The organism is Bacillus sp. REN10, from assembly GCF_016820555.1.
Lineage (GTDB): Bacteria > Bacillota > Bacilli > Bacillales > Domibacillaceae > Bacillus_CE.
Genome location: NZ_JADHDW010000007.1, coordinates 27,627 through 48,805, shown reverse-complemented (window position 1 = coordinate 48,805; position 21,179 = coordinate 27,627). Strand labels below are relative to the sequence as shown.

At 38.2% G+C, this 21,179-nt stretch carries 15 protein-coding genes; 10 read left to right on the top strand and 5 right to left on the bottom strand.

What is annotated here, in order from left to right:
- Window positions 1-143: 143 nt before the first annotated feature.
- The 3 genes from IRB43_RS11320 (at window position 144) to psiE (ending at window position 3,597) form a co-directional block, all read left to right on the top strand.
- A complete protein-coding gene (locus IRB43_RS11320; protein ID WP_203363594.1) occupies window positions 144-2,099 on the top strand; it encodes a GTP-binding protein in 1,956 nt (651 codons plus the stop codon).
- Between the two features lie 87 nt (window positions 2,100-2,186).
- Window positions 2,187-2,987 carry a YwqG family protein gene (locus tag IRB43_RS11315; RefSeq protein WP_203363593.1) on the top strand — a complete coding sequence of 267 codons (801 nt, stop codon included), beginning with the start codon at window positions 2,187-2,189 and terminating at the stop codon, window positions 2,985-2,987.
- Between the two features lie 166 nt (window positions 2,988-3,153).
- Window positions 3,154-3,597, top strand: coding sequence for a phosphate-starvation-inducible protein PsiE (gene psiE, locus IRB43_RS11310; protein WP_203363592.1), 444 nt, complete (start codon window positions 3,154-3,156; stop codon window positions 3,595-3,597).
- A 224-nt stretch (window positions 3,598-3,821) separates the two neighbouring features.
- On the opposite strand, the gene IRB43_RS11305 is transcribed toward psiE, so the two are convergent.
- Entirely contained in the window at window positions 3,822-4,394 is a 573-nt protein-coding gene (locus IRB43_RS11305; protein WP_238941974.1) for a class D sortase, read from the bottom strand.
- 511 nt (window positions 4,395-4,905) lie between these two features.
- On the opposite strand from IRB43_RS11305, the gene IRB43_RS11300 reads away from it, so the two are divergent.
- The 4 genes from IRB43_RS11300 (at window position 4,906) to IRB43_RS11285 (ending at window position 12,488) form a co-directional block, all read left to right on the top strand.
- Window positions 4,906-10,452 carry a SpaA isopeptide-forming pilin-related protein gene (locus IRB43_RS11300; protein ID WP_203363591.1) on the top strand — a complete coding sequence of 1,849 codons (5,547 nt, stop codon included), beginning with the start codon at window positions 4,906-4,908 and terminating at the stop codon, window positions 10,450-10,452.
- 98 nt (window positions 10,453-10,550) lie between these two features.
- Window positions 10,551-10,784 (top strand): DNA alkylation repair protein, encoded by a 234-nt coding sequence (locus tag IRB43_RS11295; protein WP_203363590.1) that lies wholly within the window; start codon window positions 10,551-10,553, stop codon window positions 10,782-10,784.
- An 89-nt stretch (window positions 10,785-10,873) separates the two neighbouring features.
- Window positions 10,874-11,269 (top strand): carboxymuconolactone decarboxylase family protein, encoded by a 396-nt coding sequence (locus tag IRB43_RS11290; protein ID WP_203363589.1) that lies wholly within the window; start codon window positions 10,874-10,876, stop codon window positions 11,267-11,269.
- 181 nt (window positions 11,270-11,450) lie between these two features.
- The gene (locus IRB43_RS11285) at window positions 11,451-12,488 is read left to right on the top strand and encodes a GerMN domain-containing protein (RefSeq protein WP_203363588.1); all 1,038 of its coding nucleotides are present in this window, start codon (window positions 11,451-11,453) and stop codon (window positions 12,486-12,488) included.
- 57 nt (window positions 12,489-12,545) lie between these two features.
- On the opposite strand, the gene IRB43_RS11280 is transcribed toward IRB43_RS11285, so the two are convergent.
- Together IRB43_RS11280 and IRB43_RS11275 are read right to left on the bottom strand one after the other, a co-directional pair.
- On the bottom strand, window positions 12,546-15,431 hold the full coding sequence (locus IRB43_RS11280) for a hybrid sensor histidine kinase/response regulator (protein ID WP_203363587.1): 2,886 nt from the start codon (window positions 15,429-15,431) through the stop codon (window positions 12,546-12,548).
- A gap of 367 nt (window positions 15,432-15,798) precedes the next feature.
- Window positions 15,799-16,077, bottom strand: a complete 279-nt coding sequence (locus tag IRB43_RS11275; protein WP_203363586.1) for an amphi-Trp domain-containing protein — start codon at window positions 16,075-16,077, stop codon at window positions 15,799-15,801.
- A gap of 217 nt (window positions 16,078-16,294) precedes the next feature.
- Between IRB43_RS11275 and IRB43_RS11270 the strand changes: the two genes are divergently transcribed.
- Window positions 16,295-16,909: a hypothetical protein gene (locus tag IRB43_RS11270; RefSeq protein ID WP_203363585.1), complete on the top strand. Its 615-nt coding sequence runs from the start codon at window positions 16,295-16,297 to the stop codon at window positions 16,907-16,909.
- 103 nt (window positions 16,910-17,012) lie between these two features.
- Here the strand turns inward: IRB43_RS11270 and IRB43_RS11265 are convergent, their stop codons facing one another.
- Entirely contained in the window at window positions 17,013-18,377 is a 1,365-nt protein-coding gene (locus IRB43_RS11265) for a vWA domain-containing protein (RefSeq protein ID WP_203363584.1), read from the bottom strand.
- Window positions 18,378-18,508: 131 nt separating this feature from the next.
- On the opposite strand from IRB43_RS11265, the gene IRB43_RS11260 reads away from it, so the two are divergent.
- Together IRB43_RS11260 and IRB43_RS11255 are read left to right on the top strand one after the other, a co-directional pair.
- On the top strand, window positions 18,509-19,045 hold the full coding sequence (locus IRB43_RS11260; protein WP_203363583.1) for a helix-turn-helix domain-containing protein: 537 nt from the start codon (window positions 18,509-18,511) through the stop codon (window positions 19,043-19,045).
- Between the two features lie 11 nt (window positions 19,046-19,056).
- Complete coding sequence (locus tag IRB43_RS11255) at window positions 19,057-20,040, top strand: alpha/beta hydrolase (protein WP_203363582.1); 984 nt, start codon at window positions 19,057-19,059, stop codon at window positions 20,038-20,040.
- 28 nt (window positions 20,041-20,068) lie between these two features.
- On the opposite strand, the gene IRB43_RS11250 is transcribed toward IRB43_RS11255, so the two are convergent.
- Entirely contained in the window at window positions 20,069-21,169 is a 1,101-nt protein-coding gene (locus IRB43_RS11250) for an ABC transporter substrate-binding protein (RefSeq protein ID WP_203363581.1), read from the bottom strand.
- Window positions 21,170-21,179: the final 10 nt, after the last annotated feature.

The window sequence follows — 21,179 nt, the reverse complement described above, 5'->3', positions numbered from 1 at the left end:
CTCATCTTTTTAATTTCTTAAGCCGGGATTGCCGATAGAAAAACGAAAACCGCCTTGTTTGAGGCGGTTTTTTCATTCAAAACTACGCTGCCGATTTTGCTATAATTCTTTGTAGATTGAAAAGGAATAATTGAGGTGGCTGAATGAATAAAACAATTGGTATTTTGGCACATGTTGACGCTGGGAAGACAACGTTTTCTGAACAGCTTTTGTATCACACAAAGAGCATTAAACAAAGAGGGCGAGTCGATCATCAAGAGGCGTTTTTGGATCATCATGCGTTAGAGCGACAAAGAGGGATTACGGTGTTTGCTGATCAAGCGGTAATGTCGTATCGCGACTCGATCTATTATTTAATCGACAACCCAGGGCATGTCGATTTTTCTTCAGAGATGGAGCGATCGATTCAAGTATTAGATTATGCGATTGTGCTAATTAGTGCAGTGGAAGGGATTGAAGGCCATACAGAAACGGTTTGGCAACTGCTCCGTAAACATCACATTCCGACGTTTTTCTTTATCAATAAAACGGATCGTATCGGAGCGGATGTTGATCGCGTATTAGAAGAGCTGCGAAGAGAGTTTTCTCTAAATATTTGTGAGATCACTGACTCTTTTGATCCAAATCAAATGAATGAAGAAGTAGTGGAGTTCCTAGCAGAGAGAGACGAACAACTGCTAGAGCAATACATGGAAGAAGGGTATCAGCCGGAATCCTGGTTAACGGCGATGAAGGCATTGATTCAAAATCGCGAGTTATTTCTATGTGCAAGCGGTTCAGCATTGCAAGATGTTGGAGTAAGTGAATTTTTCGATGTGTTTGATCAACTGACGGATACTTATTTTCAACAAGAAGAACCGTTTTCCGGACGAGTATATAAAATCCGTCACGAGGACAACGGTACAAGAGTTACGTTTATCAAGGCATTAAGCGGTACATTGCGTGTTCGTGATGAAATCAATTATAGCGGCGAGAAAGAAAAGATTACGCAAGTCAGAAAATATAATGGCGACAAATGTCAAGCGGTTGATCAAGTTATCGCTGGCGAGCTGTTTGCCGTTGTCGGATTAACGAAAGCGGCTGCTGGAGATGGACTCGGTACGTTAACTGAAAAAGCGGTGTATGAAATGGTGCCAACGTTAAAATCAAAAGTGAATGTTGAGACAAATATTCATATAAAAGAAGTACTGCGCTGCTTTAACATACTAGATGCAGAAGATCCAGCGCTGGCGGTCACTTGGGATGAGTATTCACAGCAGATCCACATTCATGTGATGGGACCCATTCAGCTCGAAGTGTTAAAACAAGTCGTTCAAGAACGTTTCGGCTTCGAGGTTTCATTTGCGGAACCACACATTTTATATAAAGAAACAATTGAAACAACCGTGAGAGGATATGGACATTTTGAACCACTCGGCCATTATGCGGAAGTGCATCTACACTTAGAGCCAGCTGCAAGAAATAGCGGTATTCAATTTATGAATGCTTGCCATGCTAATGATTTGCCAATCGGGAACCAAAACCTTGTTCGGCATCATTTATTTGAAAAAGACCATCGGGGATTATTAACAGGATCGCCATTAACAGATATGAAAGTCACTCTGCTTACTGGACGCGCCCATCCGAAACATACATCAGGAGGAGATTTTCGTGAGGCCAGCATTCGGGCGTTAAGACAAGGGCTGGAAAAAGCGAAAAATATTTTGTTAGAGCCGGTATATCAGTTCAAAATTAAAGTCGATGTGGATCAAATGGGAAAAGTGCTTGCTGACATTCAAACAGCCCATGGCTCTTTTGACCCACCAACGACTGAAGGAAACAAAGCGATCTTAACAGGGAAAGTTCCTGTAGCTACATTTATGAACTACAGTACGGAGTTAGCCGCATTTACTCAAGGCAAAGGACGAATTCACTTAAGCTTCGGCGGTTATGAACGCTGCCATAACGAAGCTGAAATCATTGAAAAAATTGGCTACAACAAAGACACCGATCCAGACTACACCTCCTCTTCTATCTTTTGCTCCAAAGGCCAAGGCTACAGCGTCCCTTGGGACGAAGTGGAGGGTGCCTGTCACTGCCCGATTTTTGTCGAAAGGTAAAGCTGGAACTTTATTCATCTATTTGTTAAGATAAGAACATATGTTTCTGTTTTGGTGAAATTTTTTATTGAGAAAGGAAGAGGGTCCATGTCCAACCATCAAAAGCTTAATTTACCTAAAGAATTAGAGCCATATCGTGAGGAGTTAGAACAATCTATTCAGCCAGTAGTGAGAATAGAAGGAAGCTGTCAGCCTACAACTCTTTTTGAAAGTAAATTTGCTGGCTATCCGTATTTACCAAAGGACATCGAGCATCCGAAAGATGCACATGGTGCGCCACTCCGCTTACTTGCACAAATTAATTTCGACGAAGTTCCTCATTTAGAATATTTCCCTAAAAAGGGTATATTGCAATTTTACATTGCGGGCAATGATGATATATTCGGTATGGACTTTGATGATCCAACGAATCAAACGGGCTTTAGAATGCTGTATCATCCAGAGGTTATTGTAGATGAGTCTAAGCTTGTAACTGATTTCAGCTATATGGAAGAAGATGAGGAAGACTATTTTCCTATTGGAAAAGAAGCGAAGTTGTCGTTTATAGTAGATGAAGAACCAATTTCTGATGGAGATTATCGCTTTGAGCATCTTTCGATTGACTTAGAGCAGGAGACGAGTGACGGAACTGAACTTTGGGACGTGTATGCTGAGCATCTTGCTGGTACTGGTGCTAAAATTGGTGGTTATCCTTTCTTTACACAAGAAGATCCGCGCAGCTATGAAAAAAAATATCAACAACATAACATTCTGCTGCTGCAAATTGATACCGATGATGATCTCGATATTATGTGGGGAGACTGTGGTGTCGGCAATTTCTTTATCACAAAAGAGGATCTAGAGAAGCTTGATTTCTCTAATGTCATGTATAACTGGGATTGCCATTGAGCAGAGCATTTTGCTACTAAACGAAAAGCGCATGCGTGAATACATGAGTGTTCAACATGTGCTTTTTTGTATGCGAGAGAAATTCAAATCATCGTTTTATGATAAAATTATAGTAGAAATGAAGCCAGGTATTTTTATTACGAAATTATAGAAGGGAGAGGAATAGATGCAAAAAATCAAACAAGGGTATAGCTTCTTTTTGCGAGTGTTTCCAAAGATACAACAAGTGTTATTAAATGTTTCACTTGTTTTTCTTGCCATCATTTTGTCTTTTTTATTGGTGAAAGAGCTTTTTGTCTTCAGTCGTATTTTATTAAGTGATGGACAGGTGGATCATCAACTGTATTTAGCCAATATTCTGATTTTCTTTCTGTACTTTGAATTTATTGCTATGATTGTGAAGTATTTCAAAGAAGAGTACCATTTTCCGCTGCGTTACTTCCTCTATATCGGTATTACCGCAATGATACGATTGATCATCGTGGACCATGATGACGCGTTGCATACTTTATTTTACTCACTTGTCATTTTAATTTTAATTGTTTCCTATTTTATTCTAAATTTAACACCGCGAGATCGACCGGAAAGCAAGTGGTTTTTTAGAAAATAAGCGCATCTTTTTTGATGGGCTTATTTTGCTTATTCCAGAGACTACATTGCTAGAGATGGTGCCCAGTCACTCTTCGGCTTTTATCGAATGGCGCTAACATAAAAATAGTCACAAAAAGCGGCAAGCAATCCTCACAATCAGGATTATTTGCCGCTTTTACCGTTTAATTTCAATAAATGATCCTTCCAATGAATACATCCTGTTAACGCTCCTCTAAGAGAGAATCATTTTTCATCTTCTACCAGATAAGCATAGGCAACGAAGCGTTCGGGAGCATTGCCCACAAACCTAAAGGGATAACAAGTGGTGACAACAAGAACTTCTTCTCCCATTTTTCTAATAACCGATGTATCATCTTCGTCTACAATCTCTGTATGTTTGATGACATAGGAATAGGAGCCATATGGCATATGGACGATGAATGTATCACCGATTTTCATTTTGCTAAATTCACGAAAAACCGTGTCTCGATGGCCCGAGAATACAATTTGTTCTCCTTGTCCTGGAAGAACAGACTGTGATAAATGTCCAATGCCTTTACTTAATGAATCGGCATCTGTGCCTTCAACGACAGGTATTTCTTTATCTAATTTTGGAATTTCAAGTGTAGCAAAAGCCTCGTTTTCCTTCACTTTAAAGGTGTCCGGATTGGATGACGATTCTTTATATTCTGCTATATGTGCTTCTGCCTCTTGCATAGAATCATTTTGAAGCTTTTCACTTTGTAGAAACTGGTAGGTAAATATGCCAATAAAAATAATTCCGCTCATAAACGTGAGGTTTCGTACCCCCTTCAGCAAGATGATCTCCCCCTTTCTATCTTTCATCTACATGAATAATTAATTTCATTTTCATTATATCAGGACTGTTAAAAAAACGATATCTTTATCTTTGATTAAAATTGCAGTTTAGTCATCATTTAGAAAATTATATACATTACTAAAATCGTAAATTATCAACATATAACGATGCTTTTTATTGAGTTTTGTTCGATTTATAAATAGTGAAAAGGGGGGAGTTTTGTTGTTGATTGGCCTAAGATTGTTGTAAGAATAGAGTTCTAAAGGCATGTTTAGAAAATGTAGAGATTGGTAACTTATCATTAATGATGAAACGGATAAATAGGTATTATTTAGTTGTATCTTATAATCAAATCCTAATTAAACCAATATTTTTCTTGTAAAATACTTGAATTAAAGTTATGGAAAATATTAATAGGAAGATTTAAGTCTATACATATTTAGAAATAATCTTTGATGTATAGGTAATAAGGTCAACTTATGATCAAGCGGGAGGTAATAAAGAAAAATGAAAAGGAAGATAGGTATAATTAGCCTGATATTTATTTTATTCTTCCAAAATATAATTTATGGGACTAGTTTTCCCACACATATTAATGCGGAAGAGCTAGGCCAAAGTATTTTGAAAAATGTCACGATGACTGATCAAAGCGGTCAATTAATTGATGCTGACAAAAATGAAAAATTTAAGCCCAGTCGAGAAGCAAAGATAGATGTACATTACGAATGGGCTATTTCGAATGCAACTATGAAGGAAGGAGATACATTTACCTTCCATCTGCCGCTTGTTTTTCAGATTAATAATGAAATCAATCATTCATTATTAACAAATAATCAAACGGAAATAGGAACCTACCACGTGGGTCAAGATGGTCAAGTAACCATTGCTTTTAATAAAGTAGCAGAAAGTCAAGGAAATGTTAGCGGCAAGCTAAGCATTCCAGTTGTCTTTGATCCAATGGCTGTAACAGGAAGTGAAAAGCTTCCAATTGTCTTTGATCTTAACGACAAAGAGCAAATAATTCAGGTAGCTTTTCAATCAGATGTTGAAGCACCTGTTGAAAACAAAGACGGTGAAAAGCCATCAGAAGATACTGAAGTTGTAGATCAGAAAGAGGAAAAAAACACGACCAATAAAGCGCCTGCTTTATCTATGAAGGCAGCCACAGCGACGACACAGATTACGGAAAATATTATTACAGATGTTACGTTGACAAATACAGAAAATGTTGAAATTAAGGATGGGGAATTTCCAGATGGGCGTCCGCTTTTAGGCACAGAAGTTGGCGTGCATTATAAGTGGAGACTCCCGGATGGTCATGGTTACGGTGCAGGCTCTACATTTGAGTTTCAATTACCAGATGAATTTGAACTATATAATGAGATTGATGGAAAGTTAGCTGTTCCAAACAGCAAAGATGTCGGTACTTTTAAAGTAACAACAGATGGAAAAGTCACGATGACTTTTAATGAAGAAATAACCACTCGCTCAGATATTTCTGGAGAGCTTGAATTATGGAGTATATTCAGTTATAAGATTCAAGGTAGTACCAATCAAATCATTGAATTTCCTACAGAAAGCGGAATTGTGACAATACCTGTTCACTTTCAACCGAAGCCAGGTAAGGCAATTGATAAATCAGGTGTTCCTGATACAGGTTATAATGCAAAAACGATTGATTGGACGATTGATATTAATAAACAACTAGACAAGATTACACACGCTGTTGTCAAAGATCCAATTCAAGAGGGACAAGAATTACAACCAGATTCCATTCAAGTATTTGAACTAGGAATAAATCTAGATGGATCAACAACAGTAGTTAACCAAGTCGGTTCTGAAAAATATAAAATTGTAAAAACAACTGATGGCAAAGATTTTGAACTTCAGTTTCAAGATGAAACGCTTGATAAAGCGTATCGGATCAAGTATACAACAACGATTACTGACCACGACAAAACAAGCTACAGTAATACCGCCACTTTATCAGGAGACAATACAACAGATATTGATGCCACGAGCACGGTTTCGGTCGGACGCGGAAAACCTTTAGAGAAAAAAGCAACGGAATACAAATCCCTAAATCAAACAATCGATTGGGAAATCAAGTATAACTACAATGAGAAAACCATCGCTCAAAAGGACGCTTGGCTAGAAGATCTTTTCACGGATAGTCATAAATTAAACGGTACATTTGAGGTTTATAAAGTTACTTTAGATGCAAATGGAGAGGAAGCATCCTCTGAACTGGTTTCTAATTACACTAAAACAGATCAAACGGCAGACGGTAAAAATGGATTTAAGCTACAATTCAATCAAGACATCTCATCCGCTTATAAAATTGTTTATCAAACGGTTACAACGAAGCAAGTTTTTGACGGTGAGACTGTCATCAATACTGTGAAATCACATGATACAGAAAAGAAAGCTACGCAAGATACATGGCAGGAAATTCTTCATAAGTGGGATGGACAGGCGAATTATAAAGATAAAACCGTTAATTGGACGATCGCATTAAACAGAAATAACTTCAATATGACAGATGGAGTTTTAACGGATACATTCCCGAATGGTGGATTGGGGCTGATTGAAGGATCATTTGCGATTAGTGGGTTAACAAGAGGAGTAGATTACGAGTTAGAGCCAATAGATAAAGATATAGATACTCCTTGGAGAAGTGGTTACAAAGTTATGTTCAAAAAGGAACTAACTGGAGCTCATACAATCACTTATAAGACCAAGTTCGATAACGATTGGAAAACGGACAAAACGAAAACTGGTTTTGATAATCATGCCAATATGATTTGGAAAGATGGATCTACGTCAAAAGAGCACAGCAAAGACGCTACAGCTACATTCAATCCCGATCAGTATACAGTCAATAACGGTTTTAAAAATGGTTCCTATAACGCACAAACAAAAGAAATCACATGGGGAATTGGTGTCAACTACAATTTGAAAAAGATCAATGATGCTAAAGTGGAAGATTTTATTTTACAAGGACAGAAATTGGTTGAAGGTTCACTGGAAGTTTATGAAGTGGAGCTTACGGGTTCAGTTGAAGGCGTTAAAATAGGCAATAAGGTAGCCGAAGATAAGTATATAGTAGACGATTCGATTAAAGATCAAGCTGGCAATCCTGGATTCCGAATTGATTTTGGGAAGATGGACGCTCCGTATTATGTTACGTATAAAACAAGTCTGAAGGATCAACTGATTGTAGAAAAATATGAAAATACAGCTACACTGTTTGATGGTAGCGACAAATTGACGGGTTTAAAAGGTAGCGTATCGGTCCAATATGGTGGAGAATACGTCAACAAGCAAGCGAAACAAAATGGGAAATTGATCGATTGGACTGTTCAGATTAACCGGGGCCAGTCGAAAATTTCCAACGCTAAAGTAACAGATACACCGAGTGCTAATTTAATCCTTTTAGAGAATTCTTTCCACTTGTATCAAACAACGGTTGACAAGAACGGAAACGTAACAAAAGGGGAAGAATTAACTAAAGATAAGGACTACAGGCTTGAAATCAAAACCGATGCTGACGAGAAGCAGTCATTTGAAATCAGCTTCTTGAATGATATTAATTCAGCTTATATTTTAGAGTATCAAACGTTCATTAATGCCAAAAACGGAGATACCGTATCGAACGATGTGAAATTAACAGGTGAACAAATTACGACTGAAAATACAGCAACAAGCGAAAAATTTGCTGTTAAGTTATCAGGCGGTAGCGGAACGGGTTCTGGAGCGACTGGTAATTTAGTAGTGACAAAGGTCGATGCAGCGGATAAAGACAAGCTGTTACCTGGAGCGACTTTCACCCTTTATGACAGTGAAGGTGAAATTGCTATTAAAACTGCGAAGACAGATGCAGAAGGAAAAGTCACATTCAAAAATCTATTGTATGGTGACTATTTACTGAAAGAAGATTCTGCGCCTGAAGGATATGTAGTTGGGATCCATAAAGCAGGTCAAGTTGTAACAATTGATGAAGTAGAAGTGAAGAAAACGGTTGAAAATAAGAAAATTATTCGTTCAGTGGAATTGACAAAAATGGATGATGAGCTTTCTACGATATTGTTACCGGATGCTGTATATAAGCTGCAATATTACAACGGAACGGATTTTGAAGACACATCGCATTCTGAGATTAAAACCGATGCGAATGGGAAGATCGTCATCGACGATTTAAAGCCTGGCGATTATCGATTCATTGAAACGAAAGCCCCGTTCGGTTATGAATTAGATGCGACACCAATTCCATTTACGATTGAAGCAGACCAGACAGAAGTGGATAAAGTTAGTCACACGAACAAGATTATGCTAGGTGATGTCGAGCTGACTAAAGTGGACGAATATGATCACAAAATCACTTTGAAAGATGCGGAATTTGAACTACAAGACAAAGACGGAAAAGTGATCAAAGACAAGTTAACAACGAATGAAGAAGGAAAATTAGTTGTGAAAGACTTGCACCCTGGTGACTATCAATTCGTGGAAACGAAAGCACCAGCTGATTATGAGCTGAATACGAAGCCGCTTGAATTCACGATTGTTAAAGGTCAAACAGAAATGTTAAAAGTAAATTTTGAGAATAAATTAATTCCAGGTGCCGTAGAGTTAACGAAAGTTCATAAAGGTAATGCTGCGATTACTTTAAAAGATGCGGAATTTAAGTTAATGGATCAAGATGGCAAAGTGATTCAAGAGAAATTAAAAACAGATGATAAAGGGATCGTGCTCGTAGAAGATTTGCGTCCTGGTAATTATCAATTCGTGGAAACGAAAGCGCCAGCCGGCTATGTGTTAAATACGAAGCCAGAGGAGTTCACGATTGATAAAAGTCAAAAAGAAATGGTAAAGGTGACGTTTGAGAATGAATTAATTCAATGGCCAAGCTATGAGTGGGATGAAGGTCAAGTTGAATTAACGAAAGTAGATAAAGACGACCCGAAGAAGACATTAGAAGGAGCGGTCTTTGCGTTAAAGGATCAATACGGAAATACGCTTAAAGAAGGCTTAACAACAGATAAAAACGGAAAATTAGTCGTCAAAAACTTGAAACAAGGTACGTACAAATTTGTTGAGACGAAAGCCCCGTTTGGCTATGAGGTGAATCAAACACCTGTTGAATTTGTGATCGTCAATTATCAAACAGAGACTAGACAAGTGAGTTTCACAAATGAACTTTCTACAGGTGCTGTCGAGTTAACGAAAGTAGACAAAGATGATAAAAAGCTGACGTTAGAAAACGCAGTCTTCGAATTACAAGATCCAAACGAAAAAGTACTAAAGAGCAATTTATCAACAAATAAAGAAGGTAAATTACTTGTCACAGACTTAAAACCAGGTGACTATCAATTCGTGGAAACGAAAGCACCAACTGGTTATGTACTAGATCCGACGCCTCTTAAATTCAAGATTGACAAAGGTCAGAAGGAAACGTTGACTGTCACGTTTGAGAATAAAACGGCTGAAGGTGCTGTCGAGTTAACGAAAGTGGACAAAGATGATAAAAAGCTGACGTTAGAAAACGCGATCTTCGAATTACAAGATCTAAACGGAAAAGTACTAAAGAGCAATTTATCGACAAATAAAGAAGGTAAATTACTTGTCACAGACTTAAAACCAGGTGACTATCAATTCGTGGAAACGAAAGCACCAGCCGGTTATATACTAGATCAAACACCACTTCAATTTACGATTAAAAAAGGACAAGGCGAGGCTCAAAAAGTAATTATTAAGAACAAAAAACAAAACGAGGATGGACCAAGTAGTTCTGGTGGAGGCACGGGAATTGGTGTAACTCCTAATGGCCCTAACGATAACAATACAAATGGTCCTAACAAAAATCCTTCGAACTCTAATGGACAAGGAAATCCTGGAAATTCCAACAATCAGCCAGATAATGATAAACCATCTGATTCTAAGAATAAATTACCGAACACAGCAACCAATATGTACACATGGTTAGCTGGTGGGATTGCTTTACTATTCTTAGCATTTATCCTTATGTTGGTTACTAGAAGAAAGCCGAATCAATAGGGTGCCTGTCACGCCCCGATTTTTGTCGATCCATTAATGAATATAATCAGGTTTTTCGGACAGCCTAAAGGTGATTATGTATAGTAGGAGGTCCCCCTATGACTACTCGTTATTGCTGTCCGAACTGTCAAACGAATCGATCACGATTTAATATCATTAAGCAGGTCGCTCGTGCGGTGAAATTAGATCCGCAAACGGGGGATGTGATGGAAAGTATGATTGAGCTTGGGCCGCTGCATATTGCCTACAATGGGCCAGAAAAAAGAGTGCAATGTGCGGTTTGTGGATTAATTGACGATGAGCGATTGTTTATTAAATTTGGTGAGAAATAAAGTGCCAAGCGTTAAAGCTGGCACTTTATTTTTTTTTGCAGGAAATACTAGAAAAAACACGAACTTTGAATGTAATGGGAGGGATTAGAATGGAGAATGATCGGTTTCAAAGAGGAATAGACAAGTTAAGGGAATATACGAGTGAGGAGGAAGTGCAACAATTAGTCGAGTCAGATGTATTAAAAGACATTGCACCGGATTTGCGCAAGTATATTGTGGAATTTGCTTATGGCGATATTTATACGCGACCAGGATTAGATCATCAACAAAGAGCGCTTGTAACGATTGCTTCACTTGTGACGCAAGGTGCTATTCAGCAAGTGGAGACTCATATGAAACGGGGAATGAACGCCGGATTGACGCAAATGGAAATTACCGAAAGCATCTTACAACTCATTCCTTACATTGGATTTCCGCGCGTGCAAAATGCTTTGATGATGGCAAAGAACGTGTTTAAATCCAAGGAAGAGCAATCAAATAAATAGCTAAAAATCTCAGATGTCAATTTTATAGGCATCTGAGATTTTTATTTTTCTCATCCACCCGCTTTTTTGCAGTTATTAAAAGAGGATTAGTTGCATTCAAGAAAGAATTGTTTCAATTAGGAATGCTGCTGGGTAAAAGGAAGATAACGAGGAAGCAAGACGAATAAGGGAGGGATGACATATGAAAAGGTTTTTCCCGTTTATATGCTTTGTGTTCACCTTTGTTCTAGTCATTGGATGTGCGAGTGAGAAAGAGGCAAGCAGGAAGGAGAAAGAGAAACAAACAGCGGTTTCTTCGCGGATAAAATGGGGGATTGGTGATTATTTACCAATGGTTGAAAATGTAAAATATGTGTATGAAGGAAAGGGCAATGAATATGCCTCCTACCATGTAATGATTGACTATCTTGAAAAAGGGAAAATACAGCAACGTATCGATAATGGCGGGACGGTTGTAGCGAGTGTGCTTCAGTTAAAGGATGGAAAACTTAAGAAGGTACTGACGAGAGGAGAAGCTTATTATCGTGAAAATCTTTTAAAAGCAAAAGGTGATGAAGAAGTTTTGTTAATGGAGCCAATTGCTAAAGGGACCTCTTGGAAGTTGAAGGATGGACGCATGAGAAAAATCACGAATACAGCGGCTTCGGTTTATACGCCATCAGGCAGTTACCGGGCCATTGAAGTGATCACGAAAGATAAAGATAGCCAAACGATGGACTACTACGCAAAAGGAATTGGTTTAGTGAAGTCTGTCTTTCGGTCCGGGGAGATGGAAGTGAGCTCTTCATTAAGCAAAATTGAGGAGAACGTCCCCTTTGTTCAAGAAGTTCGTTTCTTTTATCCGAATATCGATGCTGAGAAGCTAGAGTACAAAGCGAAAAAAGTGAGCTTTAAGACGAATGATATCACGCGAAAGAAGCTAGAGGAGGCTTATAAACAGCCGGTAGAGCCTCCGCTTGGAAAGGTTTTCTCCAAAAATACAAAAATCAACAGCCTCTATTTAAATAAGGATGGCATCGTGTATATCGATTTAAATCAAGAATTTATCAGTGAAATGAATGCCGGAGCCGGCTACGAATCAATGGTTTTGCAAAGCATTGCTAACACATTTGGCCAATACTACAACGTCGAAAAAGTCATCTTGACCATCGATGGAGGATTGTATGAATCTGGTCATATTTCTATGAAAAAAGGTGAGTATCTTCGCGTACAATATTGAGTGTCAGGGGCTGACTTTCTAGACAGCCCCTGATTCCAAGGTGGTTTGTATTCGTCATTATATCAGTTTGGGGATTGTAAAAGTAATTTCTGTTCCTTCCGTAGGCGAGCTTTTTATTTGCAGTCCTTGGCCATAAATCCGTTTTAGTCGTTTGTTGATATTAATGAGGCCTACTTCTTTTCTTTTAGGTACTTTCTCATTAAGCACTTGTTCCAATTTTTCTTCATTCATGCCTACTCCATCGTCAATAATAGTGATCGTTGTGAAGGTTGGATGATCAGTAATTCGAATACAAATCGTTCCACCTTTTGCCTTTTGTAAAACCCCATGATGAATAGCGTTTTCTACCAAGGGTTGAATGGAAAGGGGCGGAATGTCTAACTTTAGTTTCTCGTCTATTTCCCAAATAATTTGCAAACGATCACCAAATCGTTCTTTTTCTATATAAAGATAAGAACGTACTAGTTCAAGCTCATGTTCGACTGGAACGACACGCTGTAGATTTTTCACGTCGAAGCTTTTACGCAAATAATGTCCAAATTTGTTCAAAAGATGAACCATTCTCGATGTATCAATCGTACTGAGTGATGCGATCGTATTTAAGGTGTTAAAAAGAAAGTGCGGCTGAATTTGAGCTTGAAGCCACGCCGCCTCCATGCGAAGTCGTTCGCTAATGGAATGCTTTAAGTCGATAAGAGCTTGACTCCGAATCTTTAACTCTAGTGAATTGATCGGTTTTGTCACGTAATCATTCGCTCCTAAGGCAAAACCAGTATACACATCTTCAGGATAGCTTCTTGCCGTTAATAAAAGAATAGGAAGCTCTAACATTGAATACTTTTCTCGAATCAAGCGAACGAATTCATATCCAGACATATCGGGCATCATGGCATCTAAAATGATTAAATCCCAATCGACAACATGTAATAAGTTTAACGCATCTTTGCTGTTGGTTACGGTCACCACTTCATATTTTTCAGATGGGAAAATACTGTGTATGACTTTTAAATGAATGGGATCATCATCTATTGCTAAAATCGTAAAGCGTCGTTCATCAGCTGTTTTTTCTTGTAGTTGGAATGGCTCGGGATGATCTCTCCTGACATTTCCTTCTCCGTTTGAGTGCATCTCGGTTTTGGCAGTTTGCTGCATTTGCTCTTCCGCTATAGGTAATGTAAAGAGAAAGAATGGCTCTTGATCAGGCATTGTATGCACACGCAATGACCCACCGTGCAGTTCAATTAATTGTTTACAAACTTTCAGACCCAGCTCTTTGCGGTGTTCCATCAATACGGAATCATTTAGTATTTCTTCATTAATCGTAAGTCCAGGGCTTCTTATTTGAATGATGGCGGTGCTATCCTTACATTCCGCGTGAACCACAATAGCGCCTTCACTTGTACACTTGATCGTATAATGCAATAAGTTAAATAAAATTTGAATGAGTCGTTTTTCATCCGCCAGCACATTAGGAAACGAAGCCGGAATCGTTGATAACAATTGGACTTTCTTCGCTTCCGTCAAGAATCTTAATATATCGAATACACCAGCTAAGGCTGCTTGTATATTAGTGCTTGTCGGATGAATATGAATGGCTCGTTCTTTTAATCGAGTGAAATCGAGAAGATCATTGAGCATAAATGACATACTGCGACCAATATCGATGAGAAATTTTAAATCATTTTTATCCTCTGTAGGCATAGAGCCTTTGTTTCGGTCGTGTACGGTTTGAGCAATGGTGATCATCTCATTAAGAGGGCTCCATAATTGTTGCGAACTATTTGCTAGAAATTCATCTTTTAACTTATCGGCCTGTTGAAGCTGTGTAACAAGCTGTTTAGATTCAATAGTCAGTTGTTGAAACCGTTTAATCCAGAAGAGAGAAAAGCCGAGAAAGGCAAATAGATAATCAAATGGATAGAATGGTATTTCGTATGAGCTTACACTTTTAATGATGACCCAAATGACTCCGGACGTTGTGCTTAAAGCTGTTAAGGCTAGGAAAAAGGATTCTTCCTTTTTTTGGATATATAGTTTCAGAGCGAGAACGATTACGGTAAGGAAAGAACCGAGATACAATACAGAAAATAAACTCTCTGCGAAAAAGATGAATGGAATGGGCAGGATGAAAATATATAAAGCCGCTAACCCATATAAAATATTAAACCATCGAAAGACCCTCGCTTTGTTATATTCCATTAACAAGCTGCGAATCAATTGTACTAAGAAAAATGCAGACACAAGATATACTAATTGGATGATTTTTATAGACCAATCATAATCGAAGTGTAGCCACTCAAGTATAGATTTATTGTAGTTGATGAATTCATCAAGCGCCGTAAAGAGAAATCCAACTGTGAAAAAAAGAATGATTTTTTTTGGATAAATAAAGAAATAAATTAATATTGTATACAGACTGTATAAAAGCAAAATAGCGATGATCATCATCGTTGTTGTTTTAATAGATTGTTGCTCGTCAATGATCGATGCAGCGGAACCAAATTTAATGGATTTTTTAATGCTCGCCTTTTCAGGTGTATCAAAATTGGAGACTTGCATGACCAGTTCAATTTCACTTTGATTCGTTGCAAAAAAGGCTGTGTAGGAACTATATTGTCCCTTATGTTGACCGCTAGTTTTGGCGACTTCACCTGCTTGAGCTATTGGCCGACCATTAATAAATAATTTAGAAGCTGTATTGACAAGCGGAACACGAATGCCATACATTTGTTTTTGGTCTGGATTTAACAAAATTCGCAATTTGTACGTGCCAAATGAATGGTGAATTTCTGTACCTCCTTTTGACGGTACAGAAATGATCTTAGTATCTGGAGCATGTTGTTTCTCTGGTAAGGGGTTTTCTAGGGTAGTAGGATAAAAAATCCATTCCCCATCCAGCGAAATTGAAGAATCGTCCGTTAACTTAGTATTCCGAAGATCCAAAACGCCTTGCTTAGCGAGAGGGGAATCAGGGACAGCATGATAGGAGACCCAGGCAAGACGAAAACTAGTAAGCACAAACAAAGTTATACATACAATCAAAATCGACTTTAATCTATTATTATAAAAATTAAACAAAATGGAAACAATCCTTTTATCAGTTATTAATACCAAATATATCAAATTTGACAGGTGCCTGTCACTATTCGGTGTTTGGTTGGTTAAGTATCGCAGTTGTGGCATTAATTATCGCTGTAAAGATTGGTGTATAATCAAATATGAAAAAGAGTGCTTTGCTTCATCTGTTTTCTGATGAAATAAAGCACTCTTTTTACTTATTATGGATAAATATTCAGATTCATTTTTCATCCTATCGTATGCCTATTGTTTTTACAGCTTTTTCTCCAGTATACCAGTCGAATTCAATTTCAAATGAATGTTTGTCGCCTTTCGTGGTGTACTGGTATTCTACTTTTAATAAGTCGGCTGGCTTGACTTCTATTTCTTTATTTCCTTGTAAAAAGACAAATTGCTGTTCTTCTTTTAACTTTTTGGCGATTATTTCAAGCATGGATGCAAAATCATGAAGGTTTTGAGGTTCCTTATGCTTAATAAGTACTTGAGTAATGGGCTTATTTGTGTTTACCATTCAAAAAACCTCCTCGTGTTTTAATGTACATCCTTTGTACACCATTATACAAAAATTTTTAATTTTCTTCCAGTTTGATGCATATTTAGGCATAATAAAATAAGATGTAAGTTGGGGGAGTGATTGGAAAATAAGCTGGGATGCATGAATGTGAATGAATCTTTGTTTAGGTCAGAATGATGGAGGGATAAGGGAATAATGAAAAGGGGGAAACTGGATGGAAAGAACAAAGATTGGAGAGACTAATGTACCGAACGTAATCATATTAGCTGTAGTTTTTTCAGCGCTGTGCGGAGCGTTTACGGAAGATTTAACTTGGTTTTTGTTTAGTATCGGAACTGTCCCTGTTCTCATGCTTATTTTGTATATTATATGGCTGAAATATGGGCATGATGGTGTCTATGTTAGGACGATTAATGTCTTTATTATGTTGATGATGCTTACCTTTTATTGTTATATTCCGATGCTGTATTTGACGTTTGGTACTTGGGTGATGTGGCTTACGTTAGCCGTATATATTGTTGTTTTTTGTATTTGTTATTTTTTTCAAGAACCGATGCTGTTGAAAGTCAATCATATAGATAAGAAGGGTCAATATAAGCGGTCTTCATTTCTTTTAATTTATGTTGTTCTTCTAGGGGGAGTTGGAGTAATTGGCGTATGGATTGCGAATGGAGTATTGTTGCCGACGACAGACCTGGTTGCTATTGCTTCGTTATTCTATGTGTTTTCCTACTTTTTCTTTATATTAAGTCCACTGTTTTTGATTTCTCCTAAAAGAGCTTTAGAGCTGAAAATCATTTCAAAAGACTATTATGATCATTATCGTTAAAAGGCGATGGGGGATATTTACGACCCATCGCCTTTATGGATGAAATGAATAACAAACTAGGCTTTCTGTGTGAAATAGTTATACGTCCATATGTTATCCCTTTCTACTGTTCCCACTGTTTCTTCCAATCCACTACTTGTTGATCAATGACTTTTTTCGCTTTTTCTAGTTCCTCTTTTTTCTTTTCATAGGTTTCCTTAAAGTGATCGTTACGCAATGTATTCCTTTCTTCTGTAAGTGTGAGTGCTGCCTGTTTTGTTTCTTCACTGATTAGCTCTTTGTTAGCTAAAAAGTAGATGGCATCTGTCACCCGATTTTTTTCATAGTTGCTTAAATCCTGTAGATGAGAGTAATAGTTGACGAGTTCTTGAGATTTATTGACGTATTCAGCTAGTGATACGCCTTCTTTCCCCATGACTTCAAAGATGGAAGGGTGCCATTTTTCAATGATTTGCGTTTCTAGCTCGTCTTTTGTTTTGACGGTTGCATATTCACCGCCGCCAGCGTCGGCTACTTGTTTTAATTGGTTTTGTCCGTCGTTATCGACATCAAATCCGATGATATTGACTTTTGCTTGAATATTTTGCTCCTGCAGTTTTTTTGCTGCAACGATTGGGTCGCCATCACATGTTTCGATCCCATCGCTGACAATATAGACGATATTATTATGCTCATCAGCAGGATAGTCGGCAAGAATATTTGCGGCTTCGTTGATCGCTCCAGCTAATGGCGTCCACCCGCTTGCTTCAAAGGCATTTGTCGCTTCGTTAAAAGTGGCTTGATCGTAGGTCCCTAATGGAAAAACGGATTCAATGGCAGCACACGATTTTGATTTATCTGCCTCACTTCCTGTACCGATATGACCGTAAGAGAGCAAAGATATATTTGTATCTTCAGGAAGTTCTGCTGCAAATTCCTTTATCGTATTTTTAGCTAAATCCATTTTGACTCCGCCAGGAACTTTTGCTTTCATGCTTCCGCTTGCATCCATTAAAATGATGACATTTGTTTGCTTTTGTTTTGTCTCAGTGGACGTTGCTCCTGTCGGTAATTCTGGTGCTTGAAACTCATGTTGGAAATCTTGCAGCGGCTGATAAAATTTTTTGTATTGTCCGGAGCCAAGCTGATACACGAGATAGTTGTACAATTCATTGCTTGTCATGTTCGTTTGTTTTTCAACGTAATGACTGATTTCTTTTTCCGCCACTGGTTTAAACTTTTCTTCATAAAAATTACGGTATTCGGTCCAATTGATCGTTTCCACAGTTTCGATGTCTTCATCAAAATGTTCTTTCATTAAGACACCTGGCTTTTGTGAAATCATTTCTTCCACTGTTTTTGCTGCAGGGGGAATGTTTTCTGTCTTAGGTGTGGAGGCTTCCGGTGCTTTTTCCGTTGGCTTAGCATGTTCATTCGAACACGCAGAGAGAAGCAATAAGCAGAGTAGGAGAGAATATAATTTCTTCATTGTAGTGACCTCCTAAAATATCAATATATTTAATATTATGACAAAAAAAGGAGGAGGATCGCAACTGCTTATTGTTAAATGTTATCAAAAATGATAATATAATTATAAATAATAACGAAGGCGGTGATACGGTGGATCATAAAACATTAAGCGGACTATTAAATCCAATTAGAATGAGAATTCTACAAACACTGTTAGGAAAAGAAATGATTACGACTCGAATGATTGCTGAACAGTTGCCAGATATTCCGCAAGCGAGCTTATACAGACATATCAATAAACTTGTGAAAGATGGCATTTTAGAGATTTGCGAGGAGAACAAAATAAGGGGAACAGTTGAGAAGGTGTATCGCTTGAAAGCGAATCCGTTTCAGCAAATTCAAGAAGCGGCGGAGCAAGGTGGCAGGGAGGAGCATTTTCAACTGTTTTATACATTTGCGATGTCTCTGCTCATGGATTTTCAACAGTATGTGAACATAGAAGATTACAATATGGAACAAGATCGGGTTGGGTTTAGAAGTTACCCCTTTTATTTAAGCGATGAAGAATGCGATATGTTTTTAGAGGAGATCAAACAAGCTCTCATAAAAGTCGCAGGGAAGGAACCGAATGATCAGCGGACATTACGGAAATTTTCATTTACGATGATGCCTGCAAAAGAGGAATAGGGGGAAGGAAAATGAAAACGATAAACGTCAGCGTTCAAGGAGAATATGAATTAAGTGCAACAGTAACGATTCCTGAGAATGGATATGAACAGCATCCGGCGGCGGTAATTGTTGGTGGGACTGGTGCAGCCGATCGAGATGGAAATATAAAAGGGTTTCAAATGAACATTTATAAGGAACTTGCGGAGTTTCTTTCAAGTCTTGGCTTTGTGACTCTTCGCTATGATAAGCGTGGTATAGCAAAAAGCAAAGGGGATGCTTACAAAACAGGAATGTTAGACTTAGTCGATGACGTGATCAGTCAAGTGGATTTTTTGAGAAGCTTATCTTATGTCAATTCGGATCGTATTGTGCTAGTAGGGCATAGTGAAGGCTGTATTTTAACGACAATTGCAAATGCCAAATCTCCGGTGGCAGGTTTGATTTTGCTTGCTGGGGCTGGCTCGTCGTTGAAAACAGCGATGCAGTATCAAAATAGGGCGCTCGTTGAAGAAGTGAAGAGCATGAGGGGATTCAAAGGGCTTTTGCTTCGTAAACTCGTTTCAGAGAAGAAAGTGATAGAAAAACAAAATAAGCTTTTTGATACGATTTTAGCTTCTAAGGAAGACGTCATTAAGCTTCAATTGAAAAAATTCCCGGCTAAATGGCTGCGTGAGCATTTAAGCTATACGGATGATGCCATATTACAGCTCTTACAGGAGACTGCTTGTCCGGTGTTAGCAGTAACTGGCGAGAAAGATGTGCAAGCCAATGCGGCTGATTTGAAGGCGTTGGAATCATTAGGGAAAGATAATATTCACTGCCATGTTGTCAAGGATATGGATCATATGTTACGTGAATATACCGAAGAAAAAAGCGTATTAAACGTGAAGAAACAGTATAAAAACCAAATCGGCAAACCGATGCATCCTCGGTTAAAAAAAGAAATTGAGAAGTGGTGTGTTCGACAAGTGCCTGTCACGCCCCGGTTTTTGTCGAATGCAAAAAGCCAGTGAATCCTCAGACTCACTGGCTTTTGCAGGTTTATTTTCTTTTCAAAGTAGAGTTCTTTAACAGTTCTTTTGCTTCTTCATCAGTTAAATCATAATGATAGAATAATTGATAAAATTCTTTTGTTTCTTTGATCATATCGTATTTAAAAACATCAGGATAGGCAAGATTACCGAGCCATTTTACGCCTAAAATCCGGTTGACAGCAGGAGGGAAGCTCATCCAGTTATAAGGAGCTTCTGGTACCTCATAGACATTCCCGTTTTGAACCGCTTGCAGATCCTTCCATAGAGGATCTTTCGCTGCTGCTTTTTCATAGGCGCTATCTGGAGCAAATAAAAGCATGTCCGGATTCCAAAGTAATAGCTGTTCCATCGATACCTCGTTGCCGCCGCCTTTACTTGCCACTTTGTCTAACACTGCGACGTTTTCAATGCCAACAAAATCAATGATCTCTGCATGGAAGGAGCCCTTTCCATTTGTATTCAAACCATTGTCTTCTAGCCCATAATACAGTTTTACCCGCTTGTCTTCTGGAATCGATGCTGAAAACTTCTTCGCATCTTCCATCGTTTTTTCACTATACTCGGCTAATTTTTTCGCCTGTTTTTCTTCAGAAAGTAGATCACCTAGTGTCACATAGGCCTCGGCAGTTGAATCTAATTTTGCTTCAACGAAAATCGTTGGAATGCCTGTTCTTTCTTGAATATCATCCATATCTGTAGCAATCGAATCTTTTGCTTCACCGATATCAATGATCACATCAGGTTTTGCTGCCATCAAGGCCTCTAAATTAAATGTATCTCCATAAAACATCCCGAAGCTTGGCAAGTCCCAGTATTTTTTGTCCATATATTTCTTTGTTGTTTCATTAGGTTCTCTTGACCAACCAACTAACTTATCAGGATTGATAGTATATAACACCATTTGTGCAATCGGTCCTGACGGGGCCACTTTTGAAATTTCTACAGGGATTTCAACCTTTCGTCCAGCAGAATCGGTAAACGTTCGAGTCGCTTTCTCCGTTTGTTCTGCTTTTTCTTTATTTTCCTTCGGTGCTTCACTTTTATTACATCCAACGACGCTGGATGCGATCAGCATGATTGTCAATAATAATGCTACTATTTTTTTCATGTTCTTGTCT

Coding starts and splice junctions, on each gene's coding strand:
- IRB43_RS11275 (WP_203363586.1), bottom strand. CDS start 16,077: ATGGTAAACACAAATAAGCCCATTACTCAAGTACTTATTAAGCATAAG.
- IRB43_RS11265 (WP_203363584.1), bottom strand. CDS start 18,377: ATGAAGAAATTATATTCTCTCCTACTCTGCTTATTGCTTCTCTCTGCG.
- IRB43_RS11290 (WP_203363589.1), top strand. CDS start 10,874: ATGGAGAATGATCGGTTTCAAAGAGGAATAGACAAGTTAAGGGAATAT.
- IRB43_RS11295 (WP_203363590.1), top strand. CDS start 10,551: ATGACTACTCGTTATTGCTGTCCGAACTGTCAAACGAATCGATCACGA.
- IRB43_RS11285 (WP_203363588.1), top strand. CDS start 11,451: ATGAAAAGGTTTTTCCCGTTTATATGCTTTGTGTTCACCTTTGTTCTA.
- IRB43_RS11315 (WP_203363593.1), top strand. CDS start 2,187: ATGTCCAACCATCAAAAGCTTAATTTACCTAAAGAATTAGAGCCATAT.
- IRB43_RS11270 (WP_203363585.1), top strand. CDS start 16,295: ATGGAAAGAACAAAGATTGGAGAGACTAATGTACCGAACGTAATCATA.
- IRB43_RS11300 (WP_203363591.1), top strand. CDS start 4,906: ATGAAAAGGAAGATAGGTATAATTAGCCTGATATTTATTTTATTCTTC.
- psiE (WP_203363592.1), top strand. CDS start 3,154: ATGCAAAAAATCAAACAAGGGTATAGCTTCTTTTTGCGAGTGTTTCCA.
- IRB43_RS11255 (WP_203363582.1), top strand. CDS start 19,057: ATGAAAACGATAAACGTCAGCGTTCAAGGAGAATATGAATTAAGTGCA.
- IRB43_RS11320 (WP_203363594.1), top strand. CDS start 144: ATGAATAAAACAATTGGTATTTTGGCACATGTTGACGCTGGGAAGACA.
- IRB43_RS11250 (WP_203363581.1), bottom strand. CDS start 21,169: ATGAAAAAAATAGTAGCATTATTATTGACAATCATGCTGATCGCATCC.